This window comes from Oceanicaulis sp. (assembly GCF_965249665.1).
In the GTDB taxonomy this organism is placed as follows: Bacteria; Pseudomonadota; Alphaproteobacteria; order Caulobacterales; family Maricaulaceae; genus Oceanicaulis.
Genome location: NZ_OZ252247.1, coordinates 2341758 through 2354698, shown reverse-complemented (window position 1 = coordinate 2354698; position 12941 = coordinate 2341758). Strand labels below are relative to the sequence as shown.

General features: G+C 62.6%; 11 protein-coding genes. 1 reads left to right on the top strand and 10 read right to left on the bottom strand.

Features of this window, described 5'->3' with window-relative positions:
* Window positions 1-13 precede the first annotated feature (13 nt).
* The 8 genes from ACP154_RS11325 to ACP154_RS11290 form a co-directional block, all read right to left on the bottom strand.
* Window positions 14-1255: an aminotransferase class V-fold PLP-dependent enzyme gene (locus ACP154_RS11325; protein WP_421859126.1), complete on the bottom strand. Its 1242-nt coding sequence runs from the start codon at window positions 1253-1255 to the stop codon at window positions 14-16.
* Window positions 1255-2352: a SufD family Fe-S cluster assembly protein gene (locus tag ACP154_RS11320; protein WP_421859129.1), complete on the bottom strand. Its 1098-nt coding sequence runs from the start codon at window positions 2350-2352 to the stop codon at window positions 1255-1257. The genes ACP154_RS11325 and ACP154_RS11320 overlap by 1 nt, the downstream gene beginning before the upstream one ends.
* Window positions 2352-3116: a Fe-S cluster assembly ATPase SufC gene (sufC, locus tag ACP154_RS11315; protein ID WP_421859131.1), complete on the bottom strand. Its 765-nt coding sequence runs from the start codon at window positions 3114-3116 to the stop codon at window positions 2352-2354. Before sufC ends, ACP154_RS11320 begins: the two co-directional genes overlap by 1 nt.
* Window positions 3117-3219: 103 nt before the next feature.
* Window positions 3220-3702 carry a hypothetical protein gene (locus tag ACP154_RS11310; RefSeq protein WP_421859133.1) on the bottom strand — a complete coding sequence of 161 codons (483 nt, stop codon included), beginning with the start codon at window positions 3700-3702 and terminating at the stop codon, window positions 3220-3222.
* 136 nt (window positions 3703-3838) lie between these two features.
* Entirely contained in the window at window positions 3839-4156 is a 318-nt protein-coding gene (locus ACP154_RS11305; RefSeq protein ID WP_421859135.1) for a hypothetical protein, read from the bottom strand.
* A 3-nt stretch (window positions 4157-4159) separates the two neighbouring features.
* Window positions 4160-5671 carry a Fe-S cluster assembly protein SufB gene (gene sufB, locus ACP154_RS11300; protein ID WP_421859137.1) on the bottom strand — a complete coding sequence of 504 codons (1512 nt, stop codon included), beginning with the start codon at window positions 5669-5671 and terminating at the stop codon, window positions 4160-4162.
* Window positions 5672-5691: 20 nt separating this feature from the next.
* The gene (locus tag ACP154_RS11295) at window positions 5692-6831 is read right to left on the bottom strand and encodes a cysteine desulfurase family protein (RefSeq protein WP_421859139.1); all 1140 of its coding nucleotides are present in this window, start codon (window positions 6829-6831) and stop codon (window positions 5692-5694) included.
* Window positions 6828-7292 (bottom strand): Rrf2 family transcriptional regulator, encoded by a 465-nt coding sequence (locus tag ACP154_RS11290; RefSeq protein WP_107713061.1) that lies wholly within the window; start codon window positions 7290-7292, stop codon window positions 6828-6830. The genes ACP154_RS11295 and ACP154_RS11290 overlap by 4 nt, the downstream gene beginning before the upstream one ends.
* A gap of 233 nt (window positions 7293-7525) precedes the next feature.
* Here ACP154_RS11290 and ACP154_RS11285 point away from each other — a divergent pair, with 233 nt between their 5' ends.
* Complete coding sequence (locus ACP154_RS11285) at window positions 7526-8209, top strand: alpha/beta hydrolase (RefSeq protein WP_107713060.1); 684 nt, start codon at window positions 7526-7528, stop codon at window positions 8207-8209.
* Window positions 8210-8290: 81 nt separating this feature from the next.
* On the opposite strand, the gene ACP154_RS11280 is transcribed toward ACP154_RS11285, so the two are convergent.
* Window positions 8291-9397, bottom strand: coding sequence for an anhydro-N-acetylmuramic acid kinase (locus ACP154_RS11280; protein ID WP_421859142.1), 1107 nt, complete (start codon window positions 9395-9397; stop codon window positions 8291-8293).
* Window positions 9394-12858 carry a DUF3971 domain-containing protein gene (locus ACP154_RS11275; protein WP_424993784.1) on the bottom strand — a complete coding sequence of 1155 codons (3465 nt, stop codon included), beginning with the start codon at window positions 12856-12858 and terminating at the stop codon, window positions 9394-9396. The genes ACP154_RS11280 and ACP154_RS11275 overlap by 4 nt, the downstream gene beginning before the upstream one ends.
* Between the last annotated feature and the right edge of the window lie 83 nt (window positions 12859-12941).

The following is a 12941-nucleotide window of genomic DNA, read 5'->3' as shown; positions in this document are numbered from 1 at the left end:
CTCGTCATACTCTCTAGATGAGAAAGCTCTTGGCTTTTCGCAACGCCTCGAGCGCCGCATCCACATCCGCCTCGGTGTTATAGGCGGCGAAGCTGGCGCGTAGCGTGCCTGGAACGCCAAAGCGCTGCATCAGCGGGTGGGCGCAGTGATGGCCCGCGCGAACCGCGACGCCGTATTTGTCCATGAGCTGCGCCAGGTCATGCGGGTGCGCGCCCTCAAGACTGAATGATGTAATCGCGCCCTTGTCCTGAGTGCGGCCATATATGGTCGCGCCCTCAAACTCGGCGAGCCCTGCCTCGAACCGGTCCATAAGCTGGCGCTCATGCTCCATCAAGGCGATCCGATCGAGAGCCGTCATCCAGTCGAGCGCTGCGCCCAGCCCGATCACCTCGGCGATCACCGGCGTGCCCGCTTCGAACTTGTGCGGCACATCGGCGTAGACCACGCCGTCCTCACGCACTTCTGCGATCATCTCGCCGCCGCCCTGATAGGGGCGCAACCGGTCCAGCCAGTCCCCCGCCGCATAGAGCGCGCCAGCGCCGTTGGGGCCATAGAGCTTGTGGCCCGTCACGACGTAGAAGTCACAGCCTAGCGCCTTGACGTCGACTGGCATGTGAACCGCGCCCTGAGAGCCGTCCACCAGCACCGCCGCGCCCACGGCATGGGCCTTTTTCACGATCGTTTCGATCGGCGAAATGGTGCCCAGCACATTGGACATATGGGTGATGGCGACCAGCTTGGTGCGCTCGGTCACAAGCGCATCAAACGCCGCCATATCGAGCGCGCCGTCATCGGTGACCGGCGCCCATTTGAGCACCACGCCCTTGCGCTCCCGCAAGAAGTGCCAGGGGACAATGTTGGAATGATGCTCCATCTGGCTGAGGATGATTTCATCGCCCTCACCCAGCATGGCGCCAAAGCTGTCCGCGACCAGATTGATCGCTTCGGTCGCCCCTTTCGTGAAAACGATCTGATCGGCGCGATCCGCCCCCAGAAAGCGCGCCAACTTGCCCCGGCTCGCTTCAAAGGCTTCTGTCGCCTCATTGGCCAGCGTATGCAGCCCGCGGTGCACATTGGCGTAGGATTGACGCCACACATCGGCCACCGCCTCGATCACGGCTTCGGGCTTCTGCGCGGATGCGGCGCTGTCGAGATAGACCAGCGGCTTGCCGTTCACCTCACGGCTGAGGATCGGGAACTGGGCGCGGATTTGCGCCACATCCAGACCGCTGACAGGTTTGCGTTCAGCAGACATCAGAGCGCCTCCAGCGCCGCCAACAAGCGCGTCATCAGGCGCTCGCGGTCATCGTCGTCGCGTATCCGTTCAATCGGTTCGGCCAGAAAGCTTTGCGTTAAGAGCGCGCGCGCTTTCCCATCCGGCAGGCCGCGCTGGCGCATGTAAAACAGGGCGTCCTCATCCAGAGCGCCAAAGGCGTTGCCATGAGCGCAGACCACGTCGTCGGCATAGATTTCCAGCTCGGGCTTGGCGTCGATCTCGGCTTTGTCCTCCAGCAACAAACCGCGATGCTGCATCTGGGCGTCGGTCTTTTGCGCCGCCTGCTCCACATGGATCTTGCCCTGAAACACACCCTTGCCGCCCTTCGCGGCCGCGCCTTTGAAGAGCTCCTGGGTCACGCCGTTCGGACCCACATGGCGCACGACCGAAGTCTGATCGAGATGCAGGCCTTCGCCCAGCACATAGGCGCCGTCGAGCCGCAGCTCGGCGCCCTCGCCCGCATGGTTCACATGGGTTTCAAGCCGCGCCAGCTTGGCGCCAAAACCCAAAGTGGTCTGGTTCAATGTCGCGCCCGGCGCCAGATCAACAAGGCTCGTCACCACCAGGGCGCCGTCAGGCGAGGCATCCTGCTCGATGACCCGGTCCAGCACCGCGCCCGGCATCACGACGATCACGAGCGTCAAATTGGCGAAACCGCCCGCTTCCACGGCGTAGCTTTCAATCAGCTCCGCCTTCACGTCTTCAGGCACAAGCACCAGAACCTGCTGGTTGGAGACGCCAGAGCTTGCTTCAACGCCCAACTCCAGACGCTCGCCGTCTTGCAGGGTGTAAACCTGAATGTCCTCGCCCAGAGCCGAAGCCAGACGCGGCATCAGGAGGCCCGGCTCCTCGTCCTGCTCGGCCCAGGCGTCCGGCTCGCGCGAGATGGTGAAGGTGAGTACGCCCGGATCGGCGGGCAGCTTGCCCACCACCGTACGCAGATCAGTCCATTTCCACTCTTCCACGCGGCGATGAGGCAGGCCCTGTTCACTCAGCAGCGTGCGCAAGGGCGCGTCTTCGGGCAGTTGCCCGATCAACGCCGTTTCCATGTCCGTCAGTTTGAAAGCTGCACTCATTACGCCGCCTCGCCTGCGTATTTGTCATAGCCTTCTTTTTCGAGCTTGTGCGCCAGCTCAGGCCCGCCGGTCTCTTGGATACGGCCTGCCGCCATCACATGGACGACGTCCGGTTTCAGGTAATCGAGCAGGCGCTGATAGTGGGTGATCACCAGCATGCCGCGTTCTTCATTGCGCAGGGCGTTCACGCCGTCCGCCACGACTTTCAGCGCGTCGATGTCGAGCCCTGAATCCGTCTCATCAAGGATCAGGAATTTCGGCTGCAACATCAGCGCCTGGAAAATCTCCATGCGCTTCTTCTCGCCGCCCGAAAAGCCGACATTCACCGGGCGCTTGAGCATGTCATTGCTGATGCCCAGCTGAGCGGCGGCTTCGCGCGCCAGCTTCATGAAGGCCGGGGCCGGCACTTCATCCTCGCCGCGCAAGCGCTTCTGAGCGTTCAGCGCTTCCTTCACAAAGGTCAGGGTAGGCACGCCGGGGATTTCCACCGGATACTGGAAAGACAGGAAAACACCCGCCGCGGCGCGCTCTTCAGGCTCCATCTCGGCCAGGTCTTCACCCTCAAAGCGCATCGAGCCGCCCGTGATCTCGTAGCCGTCGCGGCCCGACAGCACATAAGACAGCGTGGACTTGCCGCAGCCATTGGGTCCCATGATCGCGTGGACCTCGCCAGCCGGGACCTCAAGGCTCACGCCTTTGAGAATTTCACGGCCGTCGCCGTCTTCTGCATCCACACGCGCTTTGAGATCGTCAATCACCAACATGGTCGTCTTCCTTATCGTCGCACCGGCGCATGAGAGGGAGGCCGGCTCGAACCCTTATCCGTCTTCGGCGCCCCCCGCATGGCGGGCGCCATGTCATCTTGTCTTACAGGCCCGCCTCACAGACGCTCAGCAAGGCGTCCGCAGTCTGTCCCGCAGCGTCAAACGCCGGGCCCGGGGTCAAAACACAGGCGCGATCCGCCAGATCGCTTTCCAGCGCATAGACCAGAACGAGGCCGTCGTCAGACAGCACATAGGCGTGGTAGCCATAGCTGACAGCCGAGCTGCGCGAGGAAATGCCCAGAAGGCCGCTTTCCTCATCGCGCTCAAGCCCCAGACCACTCACCTCGCCCGCAGGCTCGAAACGCCCGTCAATCAGCTGCCGGATGCGATAGGCCGTGTTCACATTGCCGGTGAAGTCCGGGACGATCAGTTCGGGATCGCCGTCCTGATCAAGATCTTCGAGATACGGTCCAGACAAGGCGTTGCCACGCTCTTCATCAAAGCTCTGCAGAGCTTCGCCGTCTTCCAGCGCCAGCAGCGTGAAATCATAGCCGTCCTCGCGCGCCGCGTACGTTAGCCCCAGCATATCGCTGACCGCGGCGACGCAGCCTTCCTCCAAAGCGCCGTCACAGAGGGGCAAGCCCTTATCAACAGTCGACTGAGGGGCGCAGGCCGACGCGGCAAGAGCAAGCGTCAGGGGCGCGGCAATGGCTAAAAGACGCCTAGCCATGCTCGCCACCCTGTCTGACTTCACCCGAGCGGTACTGCGCCACGGTATGGTTCGGGTCGCCCTTGCTGACGGTCGCCAGCATGATCATGCCCGCGCCAAACGCCGTCAGCATGACAAAGGGGACCAAGCTCATCACCAGACCGGCGCCAACGCTCGCACTCTCAATCCATAACAGTACGCCCAGAGCCATCGCGCCCAGAAAGACGCCCACGACAGCCCAGCCCTGCCAGGCGATAGGATAGAACCGCCCCTTGAAGGCAGGCTTGCCGATATCTTCAGCGCGGCGGCGTGCAAACCAGTACTGCGTCATCGCTTAACCCACACTCCCCTCAAGCGAGACTTTCAGGAGCGCCTGGGCTTCCACGGCGAATTCCATGGGCAGCTCCTGCAGCACTTCGCGGCAGAAGCCGTTCACGAGAAGCGCCACAGCGCTTTCTTCATCAAGTCCGCGCTGGCGCGCATAGAAGAGCTGTTCTTCTGAGAGCTTGGAGGTGGTCGCCTCATGCTCCAGCGTCGCCTTGGGCGTCTTGCACTCGATATAAGGCACAGTGTGTGCGCCGCAGGTATCGCCGATCAGCAAGCTGTCGCACTGGGTGAAGTTGCGCGACCCTTCGGCCTTGCCATGCACGGAGACAAGCCCGCGATAGGTCTGGTCGGACTTGCCCGCCGAAATGCCTTTGGAAATGATGCGCGACTTCGTATTGCGACCCAGATGGATCATCTTGGTGCCGGTATCGGCCTGCTGACGGCCATTGGTCACGGCGATAGAATAAAACTCACCCTGGCTGTTATCCCCCTTCAGCACGCAGGACGGATATTTCCAGGTGATCGCGGAACCCGTCTCGACCTGGGTCCAGCTGACCTTGGAGTTCCGTCCGCGGCAATCGGCGCGCTTGGTGACAAAGTTATAGACCCCGCCCTTGCCATCTGCGTCGCCGGGCCACCAGTTCTGAACTGTGGAGTATTTGATCTCGGCGTCATCGAGCACGACGAGCTCCACCACGGCGGCGTGCAGCTGGTTTTCATCGCGCATGGGCGCGGTGCAGCCTTCAAGATAGGACACATAGGCGCCCTCATCCGCTATAATCAGCGTGCGTTCGAACTGGCCGGTGCCTTCGGCGTTGATCCGGAAGTAGGTCGACAGCTCCATCGGGCAGCGCACGCCCTTGGGCACATAGACGAAAGAGCCGTCAGAGAAGACCGCGCTGTTGAGCGTGGCGAAGAAATTGTCCGTCACCGGCACGACCGAGCCGAGATACTTCTTCACAAGCTCGGGGTATTCGTGAACCGCCTCAGAGATAGGCATGAAGATTACGCCAGCTTTGGACAGCTCTTCCTTGAAGGTCGTCACCACGGAGACAGAGTCAAACACCGCATCCACGGCCACCTTACGCTGCGAGCCTTCTGTGCGCGCATCGGCGGCGCTGGCGTCCGCGCCCTCCACGCCGAGGAGGACTTCCGCCTCTTTCAGCGGAATGCCAAGCTTCTTGTAGGTGTCTAGCAACTCCTGAGGAACATCATCCAAGCTTTTGTACTTTTTAGCGTCTTTAGGCTCAGCGTAATAGTACGCGTCCTGATAGTCGATGGGCGGATAACCGACCTTCGCCCAATCAGGCTCAGCCATCTGCGTCCAGCGTTTGAACGCTTCAAGACGCCATTCCAGCAGCCAGTCCGGCTCGCCCTTCTTGGCCGAGATGAAGCGCACAGTGTCTTCGCTCAGCCCCTTGGGCGCACGCTCTTGCTCGATCTCGGTGGTGAAGCCGTACTTATACTTGTCAGATTCCAGCTGACGGACGTCTTCGATGGTTTCCTTGACCGCAGGCATCAGCCGCTTCCTTTTTACTCTCAGACCGCCGCGCGAGGGCGCAGGCGGGCATATTCACTCAGCCAGGCGTTCGCGAACGCCTCGATATCGTCTTCAGTCGTCGTCCAGCCTAAAGAGATGCGCAGTGCGCTCTCCGCATCTGCAGACGACGCCCCCATGGCTTCCAGCACTTTGGACTTGCGCACCTTGCCCGATGAGCAGGCCGATCCGGCGCTGACGGCAAAACCGTTCAAATCAAGCGCGATGACCTGGATCTCGCTGGGCCAGCCCGGCGCGGACAGGCACAGCGTGTTATCGAGCCGGGGCTCGCGCTCACCCCAAACCGTCAATTCGGGAGCGCCCGCCTGAAGCCGTGCTTGCAAAGCATCGCGCAAACCCTTGATCCGGATACGCTCTTCCTCAGATCCAGCTGCACCGACAGCCGCGCCGAAACCAGCGATACCAGCCACGTTTTCCGTGCCCGCGCGTCGGCCTTTTTCCTGACCGCCGCCAATGATTTGCGCTGCGACGCCCGCCTCGCACGACACAGCCAGTGCGCCGACGCCTTGAGGGCCGCCGACCTTGTGAGAGGACAGCGCGGCGAAATGAGCCATGGAGCCAGCAAAATCAAAGCTCGCCTTGCCCAGCATCTGGACAGCGTCAATGTGATAGAGATGCCCTGCCTCGCGGATCATCCGTCCCGTCTGTTCATAGGGCTGGATCACGCCGGTTTCGTTATTGGCCGCCATAAGCGCGAAAAGGATTGGCGTTTCGCTTTCTCGTTCAGCCCGTTGCAGGCGATCGTGAAGCCATTGGATGTCCGCAATTCCGTCAGCGGTCACCGGCCAGACTTCACAGGGCACGCCCAATGTCTGCGCCGCAGCGCCTATGGCTTCATGCTCGATCGCGGACATGACCACGCGGTTCGCGCCAGCCGCGATGCCAGCCTTCAGACCCAGATTGTTCGCTTCGGTCCCGCCCGAGGTGAAGACCAGGTCTTCGACCCGCGCACAGAGCGCCTTTGCGATCACGCTACGCGCCGCTTCGATACACGCACGCGCCGCTCGTCCGGCCCCGTGAACCGAAGACGGATTGCCGACGGTGTCCAAGGCCTCGATCACGCTGTCACGCGCTTCAGGCCGGATCGGCGCCGTAGCGTTATGATCGAGATAGACCGTCACTCCGCCACCGCCTCCAGAGTCGCCGCCGTACGGCGCCCCATGGACAGCCCCATTACACGGCGCTCCAGCACGTCTTCCAGGGTCACATCGCTGAGGAACAGATGGATATGCCGGCTCAGCTCATCCCACAGGTCATGGGTGACGCAGCGGCGACCGCTTTCCAGACATCCCGCCGCCTTGCCCTGGCACCGGGTTACGTCCACCGGCTCTTCAACCGCCAGCATGATGTCGGCGATGCGAGTTTCATTCAGCCCCCGCCCCAACTTGTAACCGCCGCCCGGGCCGCGCACGGACTTGACGACGCCCGCACGGCGCAGTTTTGCGAACAATTGCTCAAGATAGGAGAGCGAAATTTCCTGGCGCGAGGCGATGTCACCCAGCGGCACAGGACGCTCTAGGCTGGCCTGGGCGAGATCGACCATGGCCATCACTGCATAACGCCCCTTGGTGCTCAGCTTCATGACATTATCCTTGGCTAACCCGTACAAATAAGCGCGATGCGCTCGCATTGTGCGGCCCGACCGTGTTAAGAGGCCGATCCGTTTGTCTGACATCGCTCGCGCATTAGGGAGCTAGTATCCCCAGCGCGAGAGTCAAGTATTAGGACTTGGTTTTCGCATACCCCTTGCACCACCTGGAAATCAATTCCTGAGTGCAGAGCTAGGGAAATTGAAGCAGGACCCGTAAGCTTTCCATGCCCGACGTTATCATTCCCGGCCCGGCCGGCCGCCTTGAAGGCAAATACAGCCCGTCCAAGACTCCTGGCGCTCCGGTAGCGCTGATCCTGCATGCTCACCCGCGGGGCGGCGGTCATATGGACACGCCGGTCAGCACCATGATGTATGACGAGTTCAAGGAGCGCGGGTTTTCCGTGCTGCGGTTCAATTTCCGCGGCGTCGGCCGCAGCCAGGGAACCTATGATCAGGGCCTGGGTGAGCTGTCAGACGCTGCGACCGCGCTCGACTGGGCGCAGGCGCATAATCCCAATGCATCCTATTGCTGGGTCGCCGGTCATTCCTTCGGCGCCTGGATCGCCATGCAGCTCTTGATGCGCCGCCCGGAGATCGCCGGCTTCATCTCTGTGTCGCCGCCCACAAACATGTATGATTTCAGCTTCCTGGCGCCCTGCCCGGCATCTGGTCTGATTGCACACGGGGAAGCGGACGCGATCGTGCCTCATGATGAGATGGAGCGCGCCATGAGCAAGGTGCGCACCCAGAAGGGCATCATCATGACCCATGACATCATCAAGGGCGCAGGCCATTTGTTCACCGATCACCTTGATCCGCTCGAAGCGTCGGTGAAAACCTATCTCGACAATCGTCTTCCGCAAGTGGAAGTCGAGCGCGCTGAAATGGCGAACACCGGCAAGCGCTAAGCCGTCAGACACATCGCCTGCTCATGACAAAACCCCGGCGTTCTGCGCCGGGGTTTTTAATTGCACCCATAGCTCAAACGCTCAAGGCCGCGCGATAAGGCCGCCCGTGATCGGTTTCGCAACCCCCGTAGTGCCTGGAAAGCTGAGGGGCAAGCCGCGCAGTGTTCGCGCCGCAAGCACCGCAAAGGCTTCCGCTTCAATCAGATCGCCACGCCAACCGACCGCTTCCGCGCTGCAGACCTTAATCCCGGTCACAGCACTGATCCGGCGCAAAAGATCCGCATTCTTGCGTCCGCCGCCGCAGACGATCAGACGCTCAGGGCGCTCAAGACAGGCCGCCAAGCCTTGGCCAATGGCTTCAGCGGTGAACTGGCTCAAAGTCGCCGCACCATCTTCCACCCTCAGATTGCGCGCCGCATCCAGGGAGAAGTCCCAACGATCGAGGGATTTGGGGCCTTCCAGCGCAAAGTGAGGGTGCGCCAGCAATTCCGCGAGCCCCGCTTCATGCACGCGTCCTTCAGCCGCCAAGGCGCCGTCGCGGTCCATGGCCTGCCCCGTGCGCTCCTCAACCCAGGCGTCGATCAGCCCGTTGCCGGGCCCGGTGTCAAAGGCGTCGAGCGATCCGTCTGAGCGGATCAGGGTCAGATTGGCGACGCCGCCGATATTGAGAACGCCCAAAGGCCGCTCAAGACCCGACCACCGCGCCAACACCTCGTGATAAACCGGGGCCAGCGGCGCGCCGTGCCCGCCAGCATCCATGTCAGCGGAGCGAAAATCATACGCCACAGGCACGCCGAGACGCTGCGCCAGCGCGGTTCCGTCACCCAGTTGGCGAGTGCGGCCCGGTCGTCCGGCTTGCGGCGGGACATGAATGACCGTCTGACCATGAAAGCCGACAAGGTCAATCTCCGCCAGTGTCAGCCCAGCGCGCGCGGCGACAGCCTCCACAGCGCGTTGATGGGTCTGGGTCAGAACGTCTTCAGCCTGCCTGAAAATCTCAGGCTCCGCCCCTTCAAAACGCCAGTCGAGCGCAGCCTCGACCGCTGCTTTCAACACGGCGCGCTCCCGGGCGGTAAAGGCGGTTTCCGCCCCCGGACCAAATCGGGTGAGGGTCTCGCCGTCCGTTTCAAGCAAGGCGGCGTCCACGCCGTCCAGCGAGGTGCCGCTCATCAAACCGATGCAGATCATGGCGTATCCTGTTGCGGCGTGTCCGAAGGCGGATCGGCGGGGCCGTCCGGCGGTGTTTCATCGTCATCAGCCGGGGTCTCGCGCGCTTCACGGGCCTCAGCCTGTTCCTCGCGGCGTTCCGCCTCTAGCGCCTCAAGCTCGCGCTCCGCAGACGTCCCTTCGAAAATGCGCCGGAACACTCCTGGCGCGAGCGCGGAAAGCGGATTGGCGCTGACGCGCGTTTCACTGAACGGGCCGCTGACCGAGAAGGTCACCCCGATCACGCCTTCGCCCCGCCGCGACGTCAACAATTCGCCCAAAACCGGAACAGAGCCCAGAACGGAATTGACACCGTAAGAGGGCAACAGCGTGCCGTTCACCGACATGCGTTCATCGCTGAAATCCACAAGCCCGTTCCACGTCGCCCCCAGAGACGCTCCGGCGACGCGCGCCTCACGCATCTCAATAATGCCGTCTTGCCAGACAAATTCGCTCCGCAAACGTTCAAAGCCGATGCCCTGACCGCTCAGCAGGCCGCCCAGCCCTTCCAGCGAGCCGGCCGCCAGGACCCGCGCCAGCAAAGGCATGCGGTTCAGCGTAAAGGCGCCCACTTCGATCTCGCCAGCAACCCCGCCGGGCTGCCCCAGAGGCGGCGCCTGTCCACTTAACCTCAAAGATCCGCCGTAAATATTGTCAAACCCGGCGAAAGCCGAGAGCAACAGGCCTGCGTCCGGCCCCATTGCGCTCAACCGGCGCACGCCGGTGTCTTCTTCAGGTTCAAACCGGACAATGACGGGGCCTTGCGCAGCGTCAGCCTCCAGCACGAAACGCTCAACGCCTTGAGGCCGCACGTTCAGCACCAGTCCGACATCCGTAAAACGCTGATCCCGCACCAGAACCCGATCCAAAACACCTTCAAAATTCACCGAGGCGCCCAAGGTCATGCCGCCCCCTGACGGCGCCGCAATGCCGAACAGATCTTCAGCGTCCATGAACGGGCCCTGGACCGCGATTTGAAGCACACCCTCCGGACCGTCTGGACGGGAAATGTCTGCACTCAGATCAAGCCTGTCGCGGACAAAGACGCGAGAGGCCTGCGCCGCCAGCAAGCGCCCGTCCGGCGCCAGGTCCGCGCTGGTCTCCAACGCCACGCCCTCGCCCGTCAGGCGCAGCTGGTTCAGCTGAACCGCGCCGGTCTCCGTCACCCCCGCCTGCAAGGACGCGGCGGCGGACTCGCCTGCGGGCTTGTCCCACAGCCCCGCAGGCAGGGCGATAGCGGCGTTCTGGAGGTCAAGCTCCACCGCCATTTGCGAGAAGGCGAGACCCCGGCCTTCAATCGTCGCGTCAACGCCCACCGCTCCGTCCATGAAGCGCCGCAAGGGCAAACCGAGCTGGTCCAGCTCTCGTGCGGTCATGACAGAGGTCACGCGCACCTCTGTCGAATTGACCTCGGGCTCGAGCCCGAACGTTTCCGTCCAGACGATCTGAGCATCCGCTGAGGCGATCCGCGCATCCCCTTCAGCCCGAAGACCTTCAGGATTGACCGTCAGGGTGACCGCACCGTCTGACAGCGAGACGCCAGGCGGGCCGGCCGGACCTGACACATCCTCAAACTGTCCCGTAATCTCAAACCCCAGATCCTCGGCGGGTACGGAGCGCAACATCGGACGGCGGATTTCAAACGCCAGCTCGCCCTGCCCGCCAAAAGCGGTGGGATCAAAGCCATACTCGGTCGACAGATTAAGCGGCGGTTCACTGACAAGCGCCAGGAAGTCCGAGACTTCCCCCCTGCCCGTACCGCCAAAGCGCGCCACGGCGCCTTTGGGATTCAAACGCGGAATGTCCACATAGATCTGCGTCGCTCTAATCTCACCGATCGCCCCGCCCGCGCCTTCGAGGCTGAGAGAGTTGCCCCGCAGCACCGCGTCTCCCGACAGCCCCAGCAGCGGCGTCATCGTGCTCATATAGCGCACATCGGCATCGGAGAACTGGAAACTGAGGGTCAGATCTTCGTCTGACAACGTCTTGGCGGCCAGCGCCTGGGCGGTGAGGTTGAGATCAAGCGTCGCGCTGGTGACCCGGCCGTCCAGAATGCTGTCACGCACCCAGTCCCGGGCGCCGAGCGCGAAATTGACAGGCCAATGGTTGAGAACGTCTTCCTTGGTCAGCGCGCCCTCAACCGGACCGTTGAGTTTAACGGTGGGCAGCAAACCCGCAACGGTCGGCTCCAGCGCCAGCGACCCTGTCAGTGTTGTTCGGGCGGCGGGCAGCACTGCGTTCAGCGTTTCAAAGCTGATCAGGCTTTCTTCCAGGTCCAGCGTTCCCGCCAGCTCGGCCGATCGCCACTGCAAAGGCTCTGGAAAGGCGCCATTGAGATCCAGGCGTCCTGCACCAGACGTCAGCTCATAGCGCGCCTGAGCCGGAATGGCGTTGTCATAATCGGAAAAGTCAAACAGCGCGCCGCTCAGCGACAAGGACAAAAGGTCTGAATCCACTTCCAAAGCCTGAAGGTCCAGGCGCCCCGCCTCCACATCCAGCGCCGCATCAATGCGGGCGTCGCGGATGTCGGTCTGTCCGCTGGCGGTGCGCACAACGCCGGACTGCGCCGCCATCTGCAGGCTGGCTTGTCGCAGGCCCTCGTCTCGGGAGGCGTCAAAGACGAGGTGCATGTCAAACGGCGCATCCAGAGCGGACACCCCCGCAAACGGGCCTTGCAAGGGCGCAGCCGCTGCAGGCACGAGATTGGACAGGCGCGCCTCGACAAAGACGCTGTCGAGCGACCGGCCCGTCTGCACATCCAGCGTGATCGGCGCCATGCCGGCGGAGGTGACCAGCCCGCCTTCCGCCCGCAGCGACACTACCCCGTCCGACAGGTTCATCGCGCCGCCCATGCCCGTGAACAGCCCCGTCCAGTCATGAAATTCTTCACGCACCTGCAAGGTGACGTCAGAGACATCCACCATCAACAAGCGCGCAAACACCGCGCTGGCCTGGTCCATATCGAAATCAGGCGTGACGCTGTCGTTTTCCTGGGTGGCGCCGAACCGGTCATCAAGCGCGCCCAGCCCGCCGGTCAGACGCCCCAGCGCGTCTCGGTACAACCAGAGAGTGCCGCCGCGCGCCTCAAGGCTGACGGGCGCAATCCTGCCCGTCATCAACAGATCGAGCGCCAGACCCGCTTCGATAAGCTCAGAGGAAATGACGACATCGCCTGTGTCACGCGTAATGCGAACATCACGCGCGGTCACCACAAGGGCGGCGAGCGCGGGATCGAAGCTGATCTCAAGATCGCCAATGGCCGCTGCGTCGCCCTTGACCGCATCCAGCAGGACTTCCGTAACGACAGGGCGGATCATCTCGGCGTTGACCGGCCCCTCTGCAAGACGCCACAACGCCGCGCCGAACGCCACCACAGCCAGCGCCAGCAAGGCGGCGATCGCTTCAAGCACATAGAGAAGGGACAGACGAGCGATACGGCGCATGTGAACTCAAAGTCGGGTCGCGACTGGACGTGGCGGGGTGAATTGACAATCTTCCGGTCCGAAGTATCGGAAATCATCATCAA